General features: G+C 41.2%; 20 protein-coding genes and 2 pseudogenes. 16 read left to right on the top strand and 6 right to left on the bottom strand.

Annotation, left to right across the window (positions count from 1 at the left end; all coding sequences use genetic code 11):
• Positions 1–345: 345 nt before the first annotated feature.
• Positions 346–453: pseudogene (locus HWQ58_RS15235) on the bottom strand (chorismate mutase); the annotation flags it as partial.
• 27 nt (positions 454–480) lie between these two features.
• Positions 481–654, bottom strand: a pseudogene (locus tag HWQ58_RS15230) (DUF433 domain-containing protein); the annotation flags it as partial.
• A gap of 192 nt (positions 655–846) precedes the next feature.
• Between HWQ58_RS15230 and HWQ58_RS15225 the strand changes: the two are divergent.
• The gene (locus HWQ58_RS15225) at positions 847–1,017 is read left to right on the top strand and encodes a hypothetical protein (protein WP_292863868.1); all 171 of its coding nucleotides are present in this window, start codon (positions 847–849) and stop codon (positions 1,015–1,017) included.
• Positions 1,018–1,137: 120 nt separating this feature from the next.
• On the opposite strand, the gene HWQ58_RS15220 is transcribed toward HWQ58_RS15225, so the two are convergent.
• Positions 1,138–1,719, bottom strand: a complete 582-nt coding sequence (locus HWQ58_RS15220; protein WP_292863866.1) for a hypothetical protein — start codon at positions 1,717–1,719, stop codon at positions 1,138–1,140.
• A 335-nt stretch (positions 1,720–2,054) separates the two neighbouring features.
• Here HWQ58_RS15220 and HWQ58_RS15215 point away from each other — a divergent pair, with 335 nt between their 5' ends.
• Both HWQ58_RS15215 and HWQ58_RS15210 read left to right on the top strand, forming a co-directional pair.
• On the top strand, positions 2,055–2,528 hold the full coding sequence (locus HWQ58_RS15215) for a TspO/MBR family protein (RefSeq protein WP_292863864.1): 474 nt from the start codon (positions 2,055–2,057) through the stop codon (positions 2,526–2,528).
• A 90-nt stretch (positions 2,529–2,618) separates the two neighbouring features.
• The gene (locus HWQ58_RS15210) at positions 2,619–3,092 is read left to right on the top strand and encodes a TspO/MBR family protein (protein WP_292863862.1); all 474 of its coding nucleotides are present in this window, start codon (positions 2,619–2,621) and stop codon (positions 3,090–3,092) included.
• A 5-nt stretch (positions 3,093–3,097) separates the two neighbouring features.
• Here HWQ58_RS15210 and HWQ58_RS15205 read toward each other — a convergent pair whose 3' ends face one another.
• Positions 3,098–3,805, bottom strand: a complete 708-nt coding sequence (locus HWQ58_RS15205; RefSeq protein ID WP_292863860.1) for a M15 family metallopeptidase — start codon at positions 3,803–3,805, stop codon at positions 3,098–3,100.
• A 759-nt stretch (positions 3,806–4,564) separates the two neighbouring features.
• On the opposite strand from HWQ58_RS15205, the gene HWQ58_RS15200 reads away from it, so the two are divergent.
• The 3 genes from HWQ58_RS15200 to HWQ58_RS15190 are packed head-to-tail and all read left to right on the top strand — an operon-like array spanning position 4,565 to position 9,446.
• Complete coding sequence (locus HWQ58_RS15200; protein ID WP_292863858.1) at positions 4,565–4,876, top strand: CU044_2847 family protein; 312 nt, start codon at positions 4,565–4,567, stop codon at positions 4,874–4,876.
• 60 nt (positions 4,877–4,936) lie between these two features.
• Positions 4,937–6,511 (top strand): trypsin-like peptidase domain-containing protein, encoded by a 1,575-nt coding sequence (locus HWQ58_RS15195; RefSeq protein ID WP_292863856.1) that lies wholly within the window; start codon positions 4,937–4,939, stop codon positions 6,509–6,511.
• 37 nt (positions 6,512–6,548) lie between these two features.
• Complete coding sequence (locus HWQ58_RS15190) at positions 6,549–9,446, top strand: AAA family ATPase (RefSeq protein WP_292863854.1); 2,898 nt, start codon at positions 6,549–6,551, stop codon at positions 9,444–9,446.
• 60 nt (positions 9,447–9,506) lie between these two features.
• Here the strand turns inward: HWQ58_RS15190 and HWQ58_RS15185 are convergent, their stop codons facing one another.
• Positions 9,507–9,824, bottom strand: a complete 318-nt coding sequence (locus HWQ58_RS15185; protein ID WP_292863852.1) for a hypothetical protein — start codon at positions 9,822–9,824, stop codon at positions 9,507–9,509.
• 193 nt (positions 9,825–10,017) lie between these two features.
• Between HWQ58_RS15185 and HWQ58_RS15180 the strand changes: the two genes are divergently transcribed.
• From HWQ58_RS15180 to HWQ58_RS15155, 6 genes are all read left to right on the top strand, one after another.
• Positions 10,018–11,490, top strand: coding sequence for an aminotransferase class I/II-fold pyridoxal phosphate-dependent enzyme (locus HWQ58_RS15180; protein ID WP_292863850.1), 1,473 nt, complete (start codon positions 10,018–10,020; stop codon positions 11,488–11,490).
• A 106-nt stretch (positions 11,491–11,596) separates the two neighbouring features.
• The gene (locus tag HWQ58_RS15175; RefSeq protein WP_292863847.1) at positions 11,597–12,100 is read left to right on the top strand and encodes a DUF2059 domain-containing protein; all 504 of its coding nucleotides are present in this window, start codon (positions 11,597–11,599) and stop codon (positions 12,098–12,100) included.
• 545 nt (positions 12,101–12,645) lie between these two features.
• A complete protein-coding gene (locus HWQ58_RS15170; protein ID WP_292863844.1) occupies positions 12,646–13,626 on the top strand; it encodes a choice-of-anchor A family protein in 981 nt (326 codons plus the stop codon).
• Between the two features lie 135 nt (positions 13,627–13,761).
• Positions 13,762–14,781, top strand: coding sequence for an ABC transporter ATP-binding protein (locus HWQ58_RS15165; protein WP_292863841.1), 1,020 nt, complete (start codon positions 13,762–13,764; stop codon positions 14,779–14,781).
• Between the two features lie 109 nt (positions 14,782–14,890).
• Positions 14,891–15,778, top strand: coding sequence for an ABC transporter permease (locus tag HWQ58_RS15160; protein WP_292863837.1), 888 nt, complete (start codon positions 14,891–14,893; stop codon positions 15,776–15,778).
• Between the two features lie 40 nt (positions 15,779–15,818).
• Positions 15,819–16,220, top strand: coding sequence for a hypothetical protein (locus tag HWQ58_RS15155; protein WP_292863834.1), 402 nt, complete (start codon positions 15,819–15,821; stop codon positions 16,218–16,220).
• 76 nt (positions 16,221–16,296) lie between these two features.
• Here the strand turns inward: HWQ58_RS15155 and HWQ58_RS15150 are convergent, their stop codons facing one another.
• On the bottom strand, positions 16,297–16,734 hold the full coding sequence (locus tag HWQ58_RS15150) for a peroxiredoxin (RefSeq protein ID WP_292863831.1): 438 nt from the start codon (positions 16,732–16,734) through the stop codon (positions 16,297–16,299).
• 194 nt (positions 16,735–16,928) lie between these two features.
• Between HWQ58_RS15150 and HWQ58_RS15145 the strand changes: the two genes are divergently transcribed.
• From HWQ58_RS15145 to HWQ58_RS15130, 4 genes are all read left to right on the top strand, one after another.
• Positions 16,929–17,333: an Npun_F0494 family protein gene (locus tag HWQ58_RS15145; RefSeq protein ID WP_292863828.1), complete on the top strand. Its 405-nt coding sequence runs from the start codon at positions 16,929–16,931 to the stop codon at positions 17,331–17,333.
• A gap of 329 nt (positions 17,334–17,662) precedes the next feature.
• Positions 17,663–19,147: a cobyric acid synthase CobQ gene (gene cobQ, locus HWQ58_RS15140; RefSeq protein ID WP_292863824.1), complete on the top strand. Its 1,485-nt coding sequence runs from the start codon at positions 17,663–17,665 to the stop codon at positions 19,145–19,147.
• Between the two features lie 93 nt (positions 19,148–19,240).
• Entirely contained in the window at positions 19,241–19,477 is a 237-nt protein-coding gene (locus tag HWQ58_RS15135) for a 2Fe-2S iron-sulfur cluster-binding protein (protein ID WP_292863821.1), read from the top strand.
• 112 nt (positions 19,478–19,589) lie between these two features.
• The gene (locus HWQ58_RS15130) at positions 19,590–19,871 is read left to right on the top strand and encodes a type II toxin-antitoxin system RelE/ParE family toxin (RefSeq protein WP_292863818.1); all 282 of its coding nucleotides are present in this window, start codon (positions 19,590–19,592) and stop codon (positions 19,869–19,871) included.
• Positions 19,872–19,920 lie beyond the last annotated feature (49 nt).

Raw genomic sequence — 19,920 nt, 5'->3', positions numbered from 1 at the left:
ACAACTACAAATTACGTTAGCGAGTCCGCAAGCGTCATTATCAATTACGAATTATTATGACTTTTACACCCATAAGAGCTTCTTTTAGAGTAGATTTTAGATTTACAAAAGTAGATTGATCTGCTCGGAGTGTTGATGAGATACCGAAGCAGGCTTTTTTAACAAGAAATGATTTAACACATTAATTTCAAACATATAGCTTGATGGTTACTACTGCTTCATCTATTTTCCTATTGGAAGACCACTTCGCACAAATGAAATTCAAGCGTCGTCACGGCCATTGCCTTGTACCAGGGCGTGAAATCGCTACGTGTTTTACGGGGTATACCTGGCATCCCTGGAACAATCCCAATCAGAACGCGGTTTGGCGATCGCATCTGGAAAAATAGCATTCAAATCGCGTGTCACTGAAAAAGTCACCCTAATCATGTCCCTTGGCTGAAATTGATTCTTAACAAAAAGAATAGAGTTGTTGCATAAAGCGATCGCTTGCTCACGTTTGACACTGGGAAAATGGTCTAGAAACTCATCTAGTGAGTCACCTGCTTCCAGATAATCGAGCAAAGTTTTTATCGGCACACGAGTACCAATAAAAACAGGGGTTCCTCCCAATATATCGGGGTCGCTATGAACAACACGTGATGTCGATGTCATATAGTTAGCTTGTCTGCAACAGACTACCTTTTGATCCTAACTCTCGTCATCTAGGAAATCTCAGCATATATGCTATTGTCCCCTTGCAGAGTGCGATCACTACCTGACAAAACTGCATCATGACCAACGCTAGCTTGCTGGCAGATACCTTAACATAGAAGCAAATACGACATCTTGTTATGGAAACTTGAAATGGATGCTTTACTCCAAGAAATCGAAACAAAACTACGTCAATGGCAACCTGACATTGCTCAACAAGTGCGGCAATGCCTTGCAGAGATTATTGAACTGGCAGACCAGGATGCTCTAGATATTCTTCGTTCCAGAGTGGTTGAACAAAAAGTATTGGATTTGATTGATTGAACCTGAAACCTGGTGAAGTGTGGCTGGTTGATTTAGGACTTGCAGTTAGAAAGCGTTAAACTGCCACATCAGCAAGAATTATAGAAAGGTATGAGTAAGTTTACTTACTATTTAATTGATCTAGGAAAGTTCTGGTGGAAACCGAGGTTTTTTGCGAACATACTCACGAATGACATTAGTTGCTCGCCAAGCAATCCCACTCCCAGGAGGAACGCACCAACCAAGAGTCCGTGCCGCTCCAAGGTTATTTCCCAATCCATCAAAGACTTCAAGCCATCCATCTGAACCATCTGTTATTACCCGAACGGCTAGTGTATCTTCTCCTTGAATCGTAATTCTTAAACCAAAAACGCTTCCAATATCTGCTGCCTCAATCGTATTCTTATAGAAGTTATAGGCTTCCCAGAAACTATCTGGTGCTATTTCTAGTGCTGAAGATTTCCGCATATCGTAAAGCCATCTTTCAATACCTTCAAGATGAAAGCTAAACCTTACCTGACGTACCCATTGATCATAGTCATCAACGGAACCAAACTCTTCTTGATTAAGATTTTCTACTCTTGGAAGAACTAGCCCATGAACATGAAAAGACGTGGGTTGGAATATCCGAAGTGATTCAATATTTAATAACTGACCTTGATCGTAAACTCTTGGGTAGCCTTGAGAGTAAAAATGCTTTACAGTTTCGGCGAAATTGCTCATATCAAACGTTGGATTGGGACTGATTAAATATAGCTTGCTCTACTTAACTCATACCTCTCTAGAGAAGCTCTTAGTTAGAACGAGCCGCACCCCACCAAAAAAAATAGAGTTGTTGTATAAAGCGATGCCTACGGCAGGCTACGCCAACGCCTCCAAAGCGATAGCAATGCTCAATGCCCCATTCCCAATTCCCAATTCCGATAATTTAAAATCCTGCTAAATGATGTGAAGGGTTCAAACTCAGGGATGATGAGTAATTAGCAATTAAATTGACAAAATCACACTATAAAGAGTGATATTAAGCGATAGATAGCGCTTGTAAAGGACTAACCGACATGATTAAATCTTGGATGGTGATTGGGGGCGTGGCTTTCTTGGTTGCTTTAGCAGCGAACGTGATTACGCCAAGCGATCGCCAATGGTTCAAGCGTTTACAACGACCAAGATGGCTAACTTTTGAGGGTGCAATTCCGATTATTTGGACTGTAATATTTATTTGCGGTGCTTGGTCAGCTTATATTGTCTGGGAAAAAGACCCAGGAAGCACCTCAACCTGGTTAATCATGGGTTTATATCTGCTATTAGAAATTGTTACCATTGCCTATACGCCTGTAATGTTTAAGCTTCGCAGTCTGAAAGTGGGCACAATTCTCGGTGGCACAGGTTTGATTATTAATGCTTTATTGATACTTGCAGTCTTAGGGTTTTCTAGTTGGGCAGCACTATTACTAGTTCCTTATTTGCTCTGGAGTCCCATTGGTACTTATACCACTTGGCAGATGATCCGTCTCAATCCTCAAGATGCCTAAGAATCGCACCAGAGAATGATTAAACATCTAGTCTAAATTGTCAAACTTGCAGTGTATGACTTGACAAAATACACAAAACTTGAGTGCATTATGATTCCATCTTGGATAATAATTGGGGCTGTAACTTTCTTTGTCGCCCTTGGTAGTTTCTTGATCACGCCACGTGATGTTAAATGGTTTGCACGCTTAAGTCGCCCTCGCTGGCTAGTTTTTGAGCCGCTGATTCCGGTCATCTGGACTGTGATTTTTATCAGTGGTGCAGCTTCAGCTACTATTGTCTGGCAAAAAAACCCCGGAAGCCTAATTACTTGGCTATTAATGGCTTTGTATCTCGTGGTAGAAATTATCACCGTCGCCTATCTACCGCTAATGTTAAGATTTCGCAGTCTCAAAATCGGCGAAATTCTTGGGCTAATCGGTTTAATTTTAGCCGTTGTCCTGGCAATCTGCGTTTTACCGATTTCTCTAATGGCGGCGCTGTTACTCCTTCCCTATCTAGTTTGGACTCCTATTGGTACTTACACCACCGACGAGTTAAGAGAGTTAAATCCTCAAGATGCATAACGCATCTATGGAAGACGCCCATAACGTGCGGTAACAGGATTAGCTGGATTAAATTGATTATTCAGCCAAGCCCACATTTGATCGCCGACAGAAAAATGCCACCACTCTCTAGGATTGCGTTGAAAGCCGACTTTTAACATTACATCTTGCAATAACTGACGGTGAACATGATACTTTTGCGTTTCTGGGCGATCGCTATTGGCATAATAATCTGGGTGCGATCGCTCTGACATTTCATCAATCGGCGAACCCATATTTACTATTTTCCCTGCATCATCCACCAGCGTCACATCTACCGCCCCACCCGTACTGTGAGGAGGCGGAGTTTTTTCATCCAAACTTGGTGCAGCCCAAATTGCATAAACCGCTTCCCAAATCTCTTGGCGTTGGTTTGATGATAACTCTACATTAGTCAGTCCTCTATCCTGCACTGCTTGGGCGAAGCTGTAATCTACCATAAACTGCTGGACTGCGATCGGGCGATAAGCATCAAAAATTTGGATATGCCAGTTAGGATGCAGGAGATTAAGATAATTTTGGGCTTGGAGCAAATTTTCAATAACGCTTTGACGGAGATAATAGGGGGAGCGATCGCCATAGGGCGCACCTAATTTTTCATAAGGATGGGGAGATTCCACCGTAAACAATTCTAAAGGAATCGCTACTAGCGGTTCACCACACTCAAAAATCGGGATTTGATGATAAGGTCTCATCTAGTCAGCTATGCAGGACTTACGGATTTTAACGCAAGCATAGCATTCTGCGTAACAAGTCTCTTCTTCCTCTATGTCCTTTGCGCCTCTACGTGCAATACCAATTTTTCTCAATCCTGAACAGTAAACCAAAAACTTTTTTTCTAAAGGGTAAACGCTAATAATCTGCTACGTATACAAAGTTATATAGCCTTTCCTAATCACATAAGGTACATCATAGTCCCCTCTCGAAGAACCTACGGTGTACACACAAGTACTTTCGTCCAGAACACAAGGACTTTCGTTCAGAACACAAGGACTTTCGTCCAGAACACAAGGACTTTCGTCCAGAACACGAGGACTTTCGTCCAGAACACAAGTCCATTCATTCAGAACACAAGGACTTTCGTCCAGAACACAAGGACTTTCGTCCAGAACACAAGTCTTTTCGTTCAGAACACAAGTACTTTCGTTCAGAACACAAGTCTTTTTTGAGCCTTTGAGGGAATAAAACAGCTTTCGTTTTCGAGAGGGGTTGGGGGTGGGGTTATTGTACCTAACTCAACTGAGAACCGCTATATAAAATACTTAGGCTGTAATTACTGCTTATAAAGTTCTGAAACCTTTCAAAAAATGAAATGATCAAAGTAACGTGTAGCATATTATTAATTCTTACCAGATTTAAATTAATCGCGCCCAAAAAATGTAACAGTACCATATACCTTCCTCTCATTCTTCAGGAAGATCCTTGTACGAAAAATTAACAGAAAAGAATTAAGTATGGCAGATAAAACCAAAATTATTTCCTTTCAACTTTCTGACGGCAAAATAATTAAAGTAGAGGTTACGCCTATAGGGGAACAACCTGTTTCTGATGAAACCAGAGTTTTTAAACAAGCCACAGAAATTATTAAATCCATTGCTGAAGATGTCGCAGGTACATTAAAATATATTAGCGAGACAGTCAAACCAGATAAATTTAGTGTCAAACTAGGTTTACAAATTGGAGTTGAGTCAGGACAACTAACCGCTTTAATTGTGAAAGGAACAGGCACAGCTAACCTGGAAATTACGATGGAATGGGATAAATAACAGTTGATTGTCTTACAGTTGTGGTAATCTCTTTACAAAGATGCTACGTGAGAGCGATTAATGGGTAACGAAGACGATTTACAACGCTGTACAGTGCGTTTAAATGTTGCCAGTAGTCAGGGAACAGGTTTTTTTGTTGCACCGAATTGGATTCTCACCTGCGCTCATGTGGTCGAATCTGCAAAAGATAATCCTGTGGAAGTATTCTGGAAAGCAGGAAACCAGAATTACACAGCTAAAGTCACACAATTATGCAAATATCCCCTTGATTTAGCTCTTTTACGACTGGACAAGGATTGTTTGGATCATCCCTGTGTTGAATTGGATGACACAGAACCAAAAACCAACGATGATTTATATATTTTCGGTTATCCGAAGAATAGCGAAGTTGATTATTCGCTGGGGGATTCAGCAAGTTTTAAATATGAAGGAAGAAGTTTTAAACAGGATATTATTCTCTATAAATTAAAGCAAGGGCAAGTTATCTCAGGGTTTAGTGGATCGCCTTTGCTAAATTTACTAACAGGTAAAGTTTGTGGAATTGTGCATCTTTCCCGTGATGAGGGTAACGATTTAGGAGGGCGGGCTGTTTCGGCTCAAGTTATTGTGCAACAGTTTCCTGAAATTGCCCTACTCAATCAACAATTTCATCAGCCAAAGCCCAAAGGTGATAATCCATTTGAATATGGTTCTCCTGTTTCTCCACAACGTTTTTACGGACGGAGAAGAGAGATTTTAGAGATTAAAAACCGCATTGGCGCAATTAGTCCTCAATGTGTCAATTTGGTAGGCTTGCGGCGCAATGGAAAAACCTCTCTATTGCGATATATCAAAGAAAGAATCAGCGAATTTTGTTCGTCAGAACAAAAGCCTTTAGTTGTTTTCTTAGATTTAACGAATGGGAATTTTCATACTCCAGAGGGGATTATTGAAGGCTTAAGGCGAGGGATTTACAAACTAACAGGGAATTTTCCTTGGTCAAAGGAAGATAATGAAGATGGCTTTGCAGTAGAAGATGGCTTACAGTTTTTAGTAGATCAAGGGTATCGTTTAATTATTTTATTGGATGAGTTTGAAGCCATTGCTAGTAAAAAAGATAGATTGGAATTGTTTCAGGATTGGGGAGAAGATTGGCGTTCTAAGGCTTCTGCGGGTTTATTAACAATGGTAATTGCCAGCAAACGCCCTCTTAATGAAGTTTACGAAACTTTGAGTCTGGGTTCTCCCTTTGCCAATATTTTCAGTACGACTATTTTAGGGGCATTAGAGGAGGAAGCTTGGCAAAGCATCATCCAGAAAGGATTTCTGCCTAATTCTGCGGTATTACAATGGGTGGATGAGTTAGCAGGAGGGTTGCCCTATTATGTGCAGATGGCGGGGGCTATGTTGTGGCAAAATAGGAATCAAGAAATAGCTAAAAATGAGTTTAATTTTCAAGCAAAGCCTCGTTTTGAAGAAATTTGGAAAGATTTAACCGAAGTTGAACGTTTAGCATTACGTTATGAATTGAGAGGGGGTAACTTACCTATTCCTGATTTGGCAATTGTAGATAGGCTTCAGCGTCATGGGTTATTACGGAAGAATCGGGATTTATTTAGCAGTGTATTTGCAGAGTTTGTGAAAGGTCAAAGATAAAGCAAGTAGCCAAAGATTCAAACATTAAATAGAAAAAATGTTGCTGTTTTTGCGAGAAACTTGGGAACTATTTTGGTGGGCAATGTTTTGTCCTTCAAGGCTTCAGCAACGAATGAATGAATGGTCGCCTCAAAAAGAAAAAAATGGACGCAGACCATGCACAAGTTTTTTTGATATTTTGTTGTATGGAAACTTACGATTTATTAGTCAGTATTTATTACTATTATTTATTTGTAATATTCCTCTTATTTTAAGACTGATTGAGCGTAATCACTTGTTAGATTGGCTACAGTTACCTTGTGTAATGTTAATTGCTTATACGACAGGAGTTTTATTTCTACCTTTAGGACTGGTTATCCCTTTGTTGTGGTTGATAGTTGTATTAAATCAGCCTGATAGCTGGTTAAAGGGCTTAATAGAAGCTATTAGAGTTTTACCTCTTCTACCTCAAATAGGGATAGGTTTTGCAGTTTTTGGAGTATCTGTATCATTAACTGTTTGGTTAATATTGCAACTGTTAAAAAAAGAACTTCTTTCCCTTGGTCGTAATGTGATGGTGGTGGGAGGAACAATCAGTGTGATGTTAGTAGGAGCGTGGTTAGCAACTCAAAACTGGTTGTTTCTGTTGTTAGTAAGTGGAATGACAGGCATTTTCCTATTTATAACAAGAGAAATTATAGAAAATAGTGATGATGCGGGATTCGTGGCGGTAGTCGTGGCGGTAGTCTTGGCGGTAGACGTAGCGGTAGCCGTGACGGTAGTCGTGGCGGTAGTCGTGACGGTAGTCGTGGCGGTAGTCGTGGCGGTAGTCGTGGCGGTAGTCTTGGCGGTGGTCGTGGTGGTCGGAGTGCCAACAGAGGTGGCGGTAGTCGTGGCGGGAGTCGTGATGGGAGTCGTGACAGGAGTCGTGGCGGTGGTCGTGGCGGGAGTCGTGGCCGTGGGAGTGGCGGGAGTTGCTACTTTACCGCTTACCTGGTTTTCGGTTGTTGCAAGTTTAATCGCTTTTACTCTTGCATCAGCAAAAAACAACAGAGTTTTTATCACCACTACAGTGATTTTAATAGCTCTTTCTGCCCAAAATTTAGGATGGCGTTCTGCATTAATTATCCCTGTAACCTTAGTCAGCTATTACAGAATATTTCCTGATTATTACTTTATCTCTTTAGGTAGTTATTATATATTTCCTCATTATTTACTAAAACTTTTCAGATTTTCAGATTCAACAATTAGGCGGTTACGTCCCCAAACAGTAAAAATACTTTTTCAATTACCTCCTTACACTAGCGAACTCCTGTGGATACCTTTACCTAATCATACTCAACTTCTTGTTTCTGAATTTTGTCAAAGACCTCAACAAGCCTTAACAATCTTTCAATATACCCAAACTTTTTCTTTACCAGGATTTCAAATAACCCTGCAAAATGCCTTACCACAAATTGTCGCCGACCAACTCCAGCAAATTCAAAGTATTCCAGAACTAATCTTTACTATCAACTCAGACCATCCCATATTACCCTTCCTGATTTCCCCCTTCTATCACCTTGATTCTGACAGCGATACCCCCACTCCAGAAACACCTTTACCAAAGGTTAAACCTGAACTTTCTATCCTTCTCCCTCGTTTGCAAACTATTATTCAAGATATTCAATCTGCACTTGAGAATCAAAATATACCCCTACGAGAACGAGGATTAGAAAAAATCAATAACAAGCTTGTTCGATTACAATCTCAATTATCCTCTCTGGGACTTAAAGACGAAGCCATCAAACGCTGGACACCTGTACTGGAACATTGGCAAAGGGTTATTGAACTGGAACAAAATGAACAACACCAACTCTCTCAAGGCGAGCTAATCAACCCGTTCCAATATGGAAATCCGGTGCGACTTGACCAAAAGAACTTGTTTAAAGGTCGTCAGAGATTTGCCAATGAAATTGTCCGTCGAGTTTTAGACCGTGACCGACCTACCCTTGTGCTGCATGGCCCCCGTCGCTGTGGTAAAACTTCCTTTTTGTATAACTTTCCCCGCCTGCTTCCCAGTGATATCATTCCCGTATTTGTGGATATGCAAAGTTCCGCCATTACCACCAACGAATCTGACTTTTGCTTTGGCTTAGTCCGTGCAATTCATAAAGACTGCAAAAGTCAAGGCGTTCAATTACCAAACATTCCTAAACGCACCGATTTTCAAGCTAGTCCCTATACCACTTTAGAAGATTGGTTGGATGAAGCACTTGCCCAAATCGGAGAACGGCGCATCCTTCTCAACCTTGATGAATTTGAAAAAATCGGTACCGCTATCCAAAATGGACAGATAACTTTACGTTTATTTGACGAACTGCGGCACTTAATTCAACATTATGAACAACTCGGTTTTCTCTTTTCTGGGGTGCAAACTTTAGAGGAATTAGGCCCAAATTGGAGTAGCTATTTTATCAGCGTTGTCCCAATAGAAATGCTTTATCTTGAAGATAATGAAGCTGAGGAATTACTGCTTAATCCAGATCCAGCTTTTGCACTGCGTTACGCTCCAGAGATTGTAGAAGAAGTATTAAATATTACCAATTGTCACCCTTACTGCCTACAATTATTGGGCGCATCAATGGTAAATCAAGCTAACTTTAACCATACTGATTTTATTACTGCTGAACTCTTGCAAGCTTCTATTAATGACGCATTTATTTCCGGCCAGCCTTATTTTACAAATATTTGGACAGAATTTACAGGAACTACACCAGAAGAAATGGTAATTGGTCAAGAATTATTATTACAAGTTGCCAAGACAGATATTTTATTACCTATAAGTACTGAAATTGCTGAAAAGGTATTAACCCGCTTGTTGCGTTATCATATTTTACACAAAATCAATGGAGGATATGATTTTGAAATTCCTCTGTTAAAACAATGGGTGAGAGAGCGTGCAGTAAGAAGCTAATTCTTGAAAGTAAGGAATTATATCATATCCGTTTGATTACTTATTAAACCCGCAGAACCTTTAAGTAAAAAATTCGGCAATTGCCAAATCATAATGTAAAACTAATTGAACAAAAATAATAAACGGCTGCCCGAATTCGATAAACGACACCCCGAATTCAAGAAACGGCTGCCCGAATTTAATAAACGACACCCCGAATTCAAGAAACGACTGCCCGAATTCAAGAAACGGCTGCCCGAATTCAAGAAACGACTGCCCGAATTCAAGAAACGGCTGCCCGAATTCAAGAAACGACTGCCCGAATTCAAGAAACGGCTGCCCGAATTCAAGAAACGGCTGCCCGAATTCAAGAAACGACACCCCGAATTCGATGAACATAAGTAGGTAAACATAATTCATTACACAATGTCATTGCGAACGCTTCGCTTGCAATGATTGTAATTAATTTTGCGTAGTTACTTACCTTTGACATTTGGGCTTCTGCCTTAACTTGACACTAATGGCAAGATGTCCACCCCATAATATTGGATAATTTATTTTTTGGAGTTATCTTAACGGTTTGTTTTTTTTAATGCTCAATCAAAACCAAACACCCTTATTAGATGCCTTAAAAGCCAATGCAGCAAGACCCCATGCACCTTTTTACACCCCAGGACACAAACAAGGTGAAGGAATTTCTCAACCCTTGGCTGATTTACTTGGTACAAAAATCTTTCGCGCTGATTTAACCGAATTAGCAGATTTAGATAATCTCTTTGCACCCCAAGGCGTTATTCAAGAAGCACAACAACTAGCAGCAGCAGCTTTTGGCGCTTCGCAAACATGGTTCCTTGTCAATGGTTCTACCTGTGGTATTGAAGCGGCAATTATCGCTACCTGTGGTATGGGCGATAAAATCATTCTGCCTCGCAATGTGCATTCTTCTGCGATCGCAGGTTTAATTCTCTCCGGTGCAATACCAATTTTTCTCAATCCTGAATACGATCCAGTTTTAGATATTGCCCACAGCATCACACCTAATGCTGTACAATCTGCACTTCAACAACATCCAGATGCGAAAGCAGTATTGATAGTTTACCCAACATATTACGGCGTTTGTGGAGATTTAAGGGCGATCGCCAACATCACACATCAATATAATATCCCTCTACTCATAGATGAGGCACACGGCGCACACTTTGCCTTTCATCCAGAATTACCCACTCCAGCTTTAGCCGCAGGTGCAGATTTAACTGTACAATCCATCCATAAGGTACTTGGTGCGATGACACAAGCATCGATGTTGCACGTTCAAGGTAACAGGATTGATGGCGATCGCATTAGTAAAGCTTTGCAACTCGTACAATCTACCAGTCCTAGTTATTTACTTTTAGCTTCTTTAGATGCAGCACGTCAGCAAATGGCACTCCACGGAAAAATGTTGATGTCTCGCACTTTGCAACTTGCCCAAGAAGCAAGAACAAAAATCAGTCAAATTCCTGGATTATCTGTTTTGGAAATGTCTCGTTTGGAAGGTTCTCCCGGCTTTATAACTTTAGATAAAACGCGACTAACTGTGACTGTTTCTGGTTTAGGTTTAACCGGATTTGAAGCAGATGAGATTCTCGATGAGAAATTAGGTGTTACTGCTGAATTCGCCTCACTACAACATCTCAGTTTTATCATTAGTTTAGGCAACACCCCAGCCGATATTGAACAATTAGTGCAAGGTTTCACCACCCTCGCCAAAGAATATCGCCGAAGCAACTTAACTGTTAAAAGCCATCTTTGGCAGGAGCTTTTCACTACACAGTGTCATGCTTTATGTTGTTCTCCCCGTGAAGCCTTTTTTGCTATTAGTGAAATACTACCTTTGACAAAGACCAATAAACGCATCTGTGCCGAAATTGTCTGTCCCTATCCCCCAGGAATTCCTGTGTTAATGCCGGGAGAAGTCATCACCAAACCCGTCCTTGACTATCTGCAACAAATCGAGGCAGTGGGAGGATTGATCAGTGGTTGTGCTGATAGTAGTTTACGCACCCTAAAGGTAGTAAAAGAATGACTTATATGGTAAATTTAAGGATAATAATTTGAGACCATTACTCACAATGGTTCTTCGTTTGTCAAACTTACCTAAATAATCCTCTCTTAAAAATAAATTTAAATCAATGAAGAAAAGTTTTTTGTTCGTAGCAGCAGTTGTACTTTCCTTAGTAACGACCTTCAATAGAGCTGCTTTTGCTCAAAGTCCAACTAATACTATTGCACCAAGTAGTAATGCTCAAGAAATAGAAAAAACTAATAATATCAAGAAATTGTTAGAGATAACTGGTGCCAAAGATATTTCTAGACAGATCATTCCTCAATTATTAATTAATTTCAAGTCCGAATATCCTGAAGTTCCTCAAAAAATTTGGGATACTTTTGCTGCTGAACTCAAGATAGATGATATGGTAGATGAGTTTATTCCTATTTATAATAAATACTTTACTAATGAGGAAATCAAACAAATTATTGCATTTTATCAGACACCTTTAGGACAAAAAACAATTACTGTTATTCCCCAAATTACTCAGGAATCTACTGCTATTGGTATAAGATATGGAAAAGTAGCAGTCGAAAGAGCTTTAAAAAAATTAGAAGCAGAAGGATATATCCGCCCTAGTCGATAAAGCGGTCTATGAAGTTAACTGGAATTTATGAATGGGTAATTTTTAGGTTCTGCTCAATTACCCATCTTGTCAATAAAAAGCAAAGGGGCAAAGGATAAAGATTCTTTTTGCTCCTCTGCTCTAGCTGTACCTATTGTTGAATTGTTTGATAAAGCAACTTTAAATCCAGATCAACTTTGTTCTCTACCTTCTACAATAAAGGTTCCTATTTCCCTGGAATTCCTGTGTTAATGCCAGGAGAAGTCATTACCAAATCTGTCCTTGAATACCTACAACAAATCCAGGCTATGGGGGGATTTATCAGCGGTTGCAATGATATTAGCCTCAAAACTTTGAAGGTTGTGAAATAACGTTATAACTACTAAATTCTTTTTCATAAAATTTTAATTGATGAAGTCAATAGTAAATGTGCGGTTTTTCGGATGATTTAGGGAAAAATATACAGTAGTTATACCAGTGTGAAACTTCAATAAAAATAGCTAGTAGACTAGTGCAATCTTTAATTTATACCCATAGGATAATGTTGATGATTAATAAACTAGAAGATGAAATCAAAAACATATTATAGGGGGTTAGTAGCAGCTCCGATTGTAGTCACTCTAGGACTGGGTTTATCAGCAAGAGCGAATGCAGTTGAGTTAGGTGCTGCCTCTGATTACAATGTATTTGTTTTGGGAGATATCTCTCAAAAATATACAGATATTGAAGGGAAAGTTGCTGCTGGCGGTAACATAAATTTCATCGGCGGACTTGGAAGCAGACTTTCTGGCAATAGCGGCAACGTAGTCGTCGCTGGACAGAATTTAACTCTGAGCAACGGTCAAGTATACCACGGTAATGCTGTCTATGGAGGCAGCGCCAATGTATCCAGCAATGTGGGATTTCCTCAAGGAACTCTCAGCAAGAGTAATCCCATCGACTTCAATGAAGCAGGGAAAGAACTGCGAGGGCTATCTGAATATTTGGCAACCTTAACTCCTACTGGTAGCACAACAGTTCAACCTTGGGGTGCTATTAACCTTAGTGGCAGTGGTACTGCTTTCAATGTTTTTAATCTTGCAGGCTCATCTGTTTCCAAGACAAACTATTTTGAAATTAAAGGGGATGCAAATTCAACTATCGTTGTCAATATCAGCGGTAAGGATGTGTCGCTGCAAAACTTTGGGTTTAATATCATTGGCGCAGATAAACAAAAGGTAATTTACAACTTTTATGAAGCAACAAACCTAACTGCTAGTGGAATTGGCATCCAAGGTAGTATTCTTGCGCCTTTGGCTAATTTCAATTTCAATAACGGTCAAGTTAACGGCAATGTAGTCGTAGCTTCTTTGACAGGAAATGGCGAATCTCACAACTATCTATTTAATGGCGATCTGCCAAATGTCCCAACAAAGTACTACAATCCACCGAAGCCTCCCACACATACTAAGGTTCCAGAGCCTGCAAATCTTCCAGGTTTAGGATTAGTTGCTGTAGTATTTGGTTTGTTTCGCTACAAACGCAATCAACCAACTTGTTTAGAATAATTAAAAATTTTTGGCAGCATAGCGCATGATGCGAACTTGTTTACAGATTTTCGCTCATGCGCTATTTCCTTGCTCTCTACCTTCTACAATAAGGATAGACTTCATTGAGATTTGTATAGTTGGGGATCGGCTGTCATGGCTCCCGCCGTTTTAATTCAAAATCTGCAAAAACGTTACGGTACAGTGGTTGCCGTCCAAGATGTTTCCTTTCAGGTAGAACCAGGAGAAATTTTTGGTTTACTTGGCCCTAACGGTGCTGGTAAAACTACAACCTTGCGTGCTTTGTGTACGCTGACCACACCGGATGCTGGCAAAATCGAAGTATCTGGCATCTCTGTGTTAGATAATCCGAAAGTGGCAAGACAACGACTAGGCTACGTAGCTCAGGAAGTCGCTATAGATAAGGTGTTGACTGGAAAAGAACTGCTGCAATTGCAAGCAGCACTTTATCACCTCCCAGGCGCAGTAGCCAAACAGCGTATTGAAACGGTATTAGATTTACTCGGTTTGCAAGAATACGCCAACAAAAAGACAGGAACTTACTCAGGCGGTTTACGCAAGCGCCTAGACTTGGCTGCTGGATTGCTCCATGCACCGGATGTTTTGGTGTTGGACGAGCCAACTGTAGGACTTGACATAGAAACCCGTTTTGTGGTATGGGAGTTCCTCAGAAAATTACGCGCCTCTGGGACGACGGTAGTAATTACCAGCCATTACTTAGAAGAAATTGACGCTTTAGCCGATCGCGTGGCAATTATAGATCGCGGCGTTGTAATTGCAAGTGGTACACCTTCACAATTAAAAGATCAAGTAGGGGGCGATCGCATCACCTTGCGAATCCGCGAGTTTTCCCCGATTGAGGAGGCTGAAACAGCTAAAAACCTCCTGAAACCTTTGCCTTTTGTCCAAGAAGTCATCATCAACAGCGCTCAAGGTAATTCGCTCAACTTGGTAGTGACACCTCAGAATGATGTTCTTATTAACATACAGCAAGCGCTGAATACTGCGGGTTTGCCCATATTTGGCATCGCCCAATCTCGCCCCAGCCTCGATGACGTTTATCTCGCTGCCACAGGACGCACCTTATTAGATGCAGAACTAGCAGCCGTCGCCACCCGCGATCCCAAAGCTGAGAAAAAGCAGAATATGAGATAGGGACTGGGGACTGGGGACTGGGGACTGGGAAAGAGTTTTGCCAATCCCTAATCCCCAATCCTTAATCCCTAATCCCTAATCTCTAATCCCCAATCCCCAATCCCCAATCATGAGTGTTACTCCTAAATCTGATATCAATTGGCAGCCGCTAGCATCGCCGCAAGCAGATGCTAATGCTGCACCTAATTTTTTCGGCGAATTGGTACAAGAGACATTGGCTTTAACTCGTCGCTTGTTTATTCAGTTGCAACGCCGTCCCTCATCTTTGATTGCCGGAATTATTCAGCCGGTGATGTGGTTAGTGCTATTTGGTGCTTTGTTCCAAAATGCTCCCAAGGGGATATTTGGCAATACAACAAATTACGGTCAATTTTTGGCGGCTGGCATCATTGTATTTACAGCCTTTGCTGGGGCGCTGAATGCTGGTTTACCTGTAATGTTTGACCGCGAGTTCGGCTTTTTGAATCGTTTGCTGGTAGCACCCTTAGCATCACGGTTTTCCATTGTTTTTGCTTCGGCAATTTTCATCATCAGCCAAAGTTTGTTGCAAGCAGCGGTAATCGTTGCAGCAGCAGCATTTTTGGGCGCTGGACTACCAAATATAGCGGGTTTAAGTGCGATCGCTCTAATTGTCTTACTCTTAGCTTTGGGTGTAACAGCTATCTCCCTCGGTTTAGCTTTCGCTTTACCCGGACACATTGAATTGATTGCAGTGATTTTCGTCACTAACCTACCATTATTGTTTGCTAGTACTGCTTTAGCACCTCTATCCTTCATGCCTCAGTGGTTACAGGTTGTGGCTACCCTAAATCCTCTCAGCTATGCGATCGAACCAATCCGCTATCTCTATTTCCACAGTAGTTGGGGGCTAGGTAGTGTAGTGATGCAGGCTCCTTGGGGTAATGTTACCTTTGGGGGAGCATTGCTGGTGTTGTTTGGCTTTGCCCTAGTCGCCTTAGTGAGTATTCAACCCCAACTGCGGCGGACTCTTGCTTAAAAGGATAAAATAGATAAATTTTAGGTAGGATCAAAACCACATGAAAAAACCATTTTTACAAATTACTAGACTCTTTGTAGCTACGGCGGCAGGAATTAGCTTTGCTTCCATGATCATGGCTCAACCAAGTTCCGCTCAAATCAGCAGCCCAACGGATGCCTTCCCCAGTAATAGTACAACAGACCAAAATACCGATCCTTTCTCCCGTTCCAACTCAGACAATTTCAATATGTTTGATCTGATTCATCGGGCAAATTTCGGGAATCTCAACTGGGATTCTAACCAACAGAACCAACAACTAGACTCAGCAGCAGCAGCCTTTAAAGCAAGGCAACAAAGACTAATTCAAGGTCAAGAACAGCAACCAACCCTCAATAATTTGCCAACGACTATACTACCATCAGTGACATCGCCATCGGTGACTCCACCATCAGGTAACTGAATCAAACAAAGAACCCCAAGCCTTTAGGACTTGGGGTTGAAACTATTTAAAAAATCCTGAATTATCAGGTAAAAAACTACAGTCCAACCGCAGCTAAAATATCGCTAGCATGGTTGCTGGTATTTACATTAGCGTCAACATGGGTAATTTTGCCGCTGGGGTCAATTACATAAGTGACGCGCTTGGCATAACCGCCGCCATCCACATCGAAAGCTTTGATGAGGGATTTATCGCTGTCAGCCAGTAGGGGAAAATTCAAATTATATTTTTGGGTGAATGCTTGATGGGAGACTTCATCATCTGCACTCACTCCCAAGATTGCAATATCTTTACCTTGATATTGAGACTGGGCATCCCGGAAACTACAGGCTTGTTTGGTGCAGCCTGGCGTATCATCTTTGGGGTAAAAATACAAAACAACCGTCTTTCCGGCAAAATCAGATAAAGAGACTGTGTTGCCGTTTGTATCTTTGGCGGTAAATGCAGGTGCATCCGTACCAACTGCTAGAGGCATAATAAACTTTTCCTGTTTCAGATTGTTGATGCACTTGAAATTTTACATTAATTTATAATGATTAAATATAATTACTAAAAAATAGCCTAAATATACTTTCGGTAACTAATTTTGGTTTAATGGGGTATTTGATACAAGAAAAAATATATTCTGAAATTAATCTTTATTAGAAGAAAAATTTCTCCCCACACACAATGGCTGCTGTTGATTCCGAAAACCCAAATATTTTTGTCTATCCTCAAAGCACAGTAGAAAGAGCCGAGCGATCGCTAGTGTGTTCGCCCTTCAATTTATCTTTATTTGAAGTGATGGCACACCAGAGTGTATCATTAACTGCGATCGCCCTAGAAAATGGACTCAAGCAGGGCTATACTAAACGCCCTTTATCAGAATTAGCCTGTGATAACACCTTAGGCTGGCTGATTCAAGTGGGTGTATTGCGGCGAGAAGTTGATGGTCAGGGGATTACAGATAGTTTTCGCCTCACTCCCTTGGGACGCCAGTTAGTGGAACAGTACCAGGGAAAAAATTGGCGTACTCCTTCATGGCGCGATCGTTTTTATGATGCTGTGATTCATTGGTTGCGGATACCCTTTTAGAATAAAGAATCCAAGAGTTAGGATTAGGGAATCAAAGGGAACAATATATACGGAAACATCACATCTATTCATGAAGTCTTTACCATAACCATCTAATTGAAATTTGTGATGGTTATAGTGGGCATTAGGTATAGGGGATGCGGCATTGGGCATTGGGCATAAAAGCCAGAGGTGTAAAGGAGCAGAGGGGAAAACTTACTGCAACTTTCTCCTCTGCCTCCCTGCTTTTCCACTCCCTCTGCTCCCCTGCTTTTCCACTCCCCCTGCTCCCCCTGTTGTTCGCTCCTAAAAATTAACTTTGTATCTTGAAAAACTAAGTGATAGCAACTATGAAATCAATTATGGTAGTGGGAACAACATCCCATGCAGGGAAATCACTTTTAACTACAGCTATTTGTCGCATTCTGTCGCGGCGTGGTTGGCGAGTGGCTCCCTTTAAAGGTCAAAATATGGCTTTAAATGCTTATGTCACTTCCAGTGGTGGAGAAATTGGCTACGCCCAAGCAGTGCAAGCTTGGGCGGCGGGAGTTGTGCCTTGGGTAGAAATGAACCCAATTTTACTCAAACCCCAAGGGGATATGACTTCCCAAGTAATTATCAAAGGTAGGTCTGTAGGCAAAGTGAGTGCCTCAGATTACTACGAGCAATATTTTGAACTGGGGTGGCGGACAATTGAAGAATCGCTACAGCATTTAGGAACAGAATTTGACATGCTGGTTTGTGAAGGTGCTGGTAGTCCAGCGGAAATTAACCTCAAGCACCGCGACTTAACTAATATGCGGGTGGCAAAATATTTGAATGCGCCAACCATGTTAGTAGTTGATATTGATCGGGGTGGTGCTTTTGCCCATGTTGTTGGCACATTAGAGTTATTGGAACCAGATGAACGCGCCTTAATTAAAGGTATAGTAATTAATAAGTTTCGAGGACAGCGATCGCTCTTAGATCCGGGGATAAAATGGTTAGAAGAACGCACAAAGATCCCCGTTATCGGTGTTATACCTTACTTGCAAGAAATGTTTCCAGCAGAAGACTCCCTTGACCTGCTAGAACGTCAATCGTCGTCGAATAAAGCCCAAACTGACCTCAACATTGCCGTCATCCGCTTACCAAGAATTGCCAATTTCACCGACTTTGACCCACTGGAATCAGAAAGTACAGTTTCAATTAAATACTTAAGTCCTAAGCAAGATTTGGGACATCCTGATGCTGTGATTATCCCAGGTACAAAGACCACAATTACTGACTTGCTACTGCTGCAAAAAAGCGGTATGGCAGAAGCTATCCAAAACTATGCTGCTTCTGGGGGAACGGTTTTAGGTATCTGCGGTGGCTATCAAATGCTCGGTCAAATCATTGCCGATCCAGAAGGGATAGAGGGACAAGCTGGCAGATTTCAAGGGTTAAATCTTTTACCAATCAGAACTGTAATTACAGGACAAAAAATCGCCCGCCAGCGTCAAGTTAGCTCAAATTATCCCCAACAAGGTTTGCCAGTTAATGGCTTTGAAATCCACCAAGGGCGATCGCGCATCGAACAGCAAGGAATAGATCCCCAATCTTACCATGCCCTATTTGACGATATTAATTTAGGGTTAGTAGATAGTTGTCAATCAGTGTGGGGAAGTTACCTCCACGGGCTTTTTGACAATGGGCCTTGGCGACGCGCTTGGTTAAATCGCCTCCGTCAACAGCGGGGTTTAAAATCTTTGCCCACCGGTGTTGCTAACTACCGAGAACAGCGAGAGCAGATTTTGGACTCTCTAGCCATTGAAGTTGAAAGCCATTTAGACTTAAGTCAGTTTTTGTCTTAAGTTAAAATGCGTTGAAATGTCATTAGTCATTGGTCATTTGCAAATGACAAAGGACTACTGACAAATGACAACTCTATTAAATGCGTAACATTGATGGTTGTTCGTGTCCGCTTTTTACCAGATGATGTCACAGTAGATGCCGAAGTGGGAGAAGCCCTCTTAGATGTAGCAGACCGGGCTGGGGTATTTATTCCCACCGGTTGTCTCATGGGATCTTGTCACGCTTGCACCGTCGAATTAGAGGATGGAGAGGTCGTTCGCGCTTGTATCAACGCAGTACCGCCGCGCGAGGAATTGACGATTAATTTGTTTAGTGATCCAACTTGGTAATGTCGCCCCTGCTATTGAGAAGGACTGATATGCTATGCGGATATTAATTGTGCTATCGTAAATAGAGTAAATTATGAGTTACGTAAAGCATAATATTTACCATTAGTAATTTATGTCTCCGTCAGACAGATATCCCAAATTTAAAGATAAAAGGACGGAGCGCTTTGCTTTAGGTGAGAGGGTAAAAGAGTTTCAGGCTTTTACAGATCAAGCATATAAACGACTTGATATATTAGAAGCCGCTACTAACAAAGAATCTCTTATGAAACTACCGAGCAACCATTTTGAGTCTTTAGAGGGTGATCGAAAAGGTCAATATAGCATTCGGATAAATAAGCAATGGCGAATTTGTTTTAATTGGCCAGATGAAGAATCTAAACCTTTCAACCCCTAGCTATCTAATTGGTATACAAAGCAGGTAAGCTGAAAACTTGCATCTAGCA

The sequence above is a fragment of the Nostoc sp. LPT genome (assembly GCF_017115165.1).
Classification (GTDB): Bacteria; Cyanobacteriota; Cyanobacteriia; order Cyanobacteriales; family Nostocaceae; genus Nostoc.
Note: the sequence above shows the minus strand (reverse complement) of the source record. Positions and strands in the feature narration are given on the sequence as shown.

What these genes read in the sequence shown, in the direction of transcription:
- HWQ58_RS15185 (WP_292863852.1), bottom strand. Translation starts at nt 9,824, where the DNA reads ATGTTCATCGAATTCGGGGTGTCGTTTCTTGAATTCGGGCAGCCGTTT.
- HWQ58_RS15145 (WP_292863828.1), top strand. Translation starts at nt 16,929, where the DNA reads ATGGCTGCTGTTGATTCCGAAAACCCAAATATTTTTGTCTATCCTCAA.
- HWQ58_RS15190 (WP_292863854.1), top strand. Translation starts at nt 6,549, where the DNA reads ATGTTGCTGTTTTTGCGAGAAACTTGGGAACTATTTTGGTGGGCAATG.
- HWQ58_RS15205 (WP_292863860.1), bottom strand. Translation starts at nt 3,805, where the DNA reads ATGAGACCTTATCATCAAATCCCGATTTTTGAGTGTGGTGAACCGCTA.
- HWQ58_RS15155 (WP_292863834.1), top strand. Translation starts at nt 15,819, where the DNA reads ATGAAAAAACCATTTTTACAAATTACTAGACTCTTTGTAGCTACGGCG.
- cobQ (WP_292863824.1), top strand. Translation starts at nt 17,663, where the DNA reads ATGAAATCAATTATGGTAGTGGGAACAACATCCCATGCAGGGAAATCA.
- HWQ58_RS15180 (WP_292863850.1), top strand. Translation starts at nt 10,018, where the DNA reads ATGCTCAATCAAAACCAAACACCCTTATTAGATGCCTTAAAAGCCAAT.
- HWQ58_RS15220 (WP_292863866.1), bottom strand. Translation starts at nt 1,719, where the DNA reads ATGAGCAATTTCGCCGAAACTGTAAAGCATTTTTACTCTCAAGGCTAC.
- HWQ58_RS15150 (WP_292863831.1), bottom strand. Translation starts at nt 16,734, where the DNA reads ATGCCTCTAGCAGTTGGTACGGATGCACCTGCATTTACCGCCAAAGAT.
- HWQ58_RS15160 (WP_292863837.1), top strand. Translation starts at nt 14,891, where the DNA reads ATGAGTGTTACTCCTAAATCTGATATCAATTGGCAGCCGCTAGCATCG.
- HWQ58_RS15175 (WP_292863847.1), top strand. Translation starts at nt 11,597, where the DNA reads ATGAAGAAAAGTTTTTTGTTCGTAGCAGCAGTTGTACTTTCCTTAGTA.
- HWQ58_RS15195 (WP_292863856.1), top strand. Translation starts at nt 4,937, where the DNA reads ATGGGTAACGAAGACGATTTACAACGCTGTACAGTGCGTTTAAATGTT.
- HWQ58_RS15225 (WP_292863868.1), top strand. Translation starts at nt 847, where the DNA reads ATGGATGCTTTACTCCAAGAAATCGAAACAAAACTACGTCAATGGCAA.
- HWQ58_RS15130 (WP_292863818.1), top strand. Translation starts at nt 19,590, where the DNA reads ATGTCTCCGTCAGACAGATATCCCAAATTTAAAGATAAAAGGACGGAG.
- HWQ58_RS15200 (WP_292863858.1), top strand. Translation starts at nt 4,565, where the DNA reads ATGGCAGATAAAACCAAAATTATTTCCTTTCAACTTTCTGACGGCAAA.
- HWQ58_RS15170 (WP_292863844.1), top strand. Translation starts at nt 12,646, where the DNA reads ATGAAATCAAAAACATATTATAGGGGGTTAGTAGCAGCTCCGATTGTA.
- HWQ58_RS15215 (WP_292863864.1), top strand. Translation starts at nt 2,055, where the DNA reads ATGATTAAATCTTGGATGGTGATTGGGGGCGTGGCTTTCTTGGTTGCT.
- HWQ58_RS15210 (WP_292863862.1), top strand. Translation starts at nt 2,619, where the DNA reads ATGATTCCATCTTGGATAATAATTGGGGCTGTAACTTTCTTTGTCGCC.
- HWQ58_RS15135 (WP_292863821.1), top strand. Translation starts at nt 19,241, where the DNA reads ATGGTTGTTCGTGTCCGCTTTTTACCAGATGATGTCACAGTAGATGCC.
- HWQ58_RS15165 (WP_292863841.1), top strand. Translation starts at nt 13,762, where the DNA reads ATGGCTCCCGCCGTTTTAATTCAAAATCTGCAAAAACGTTACGGTACA.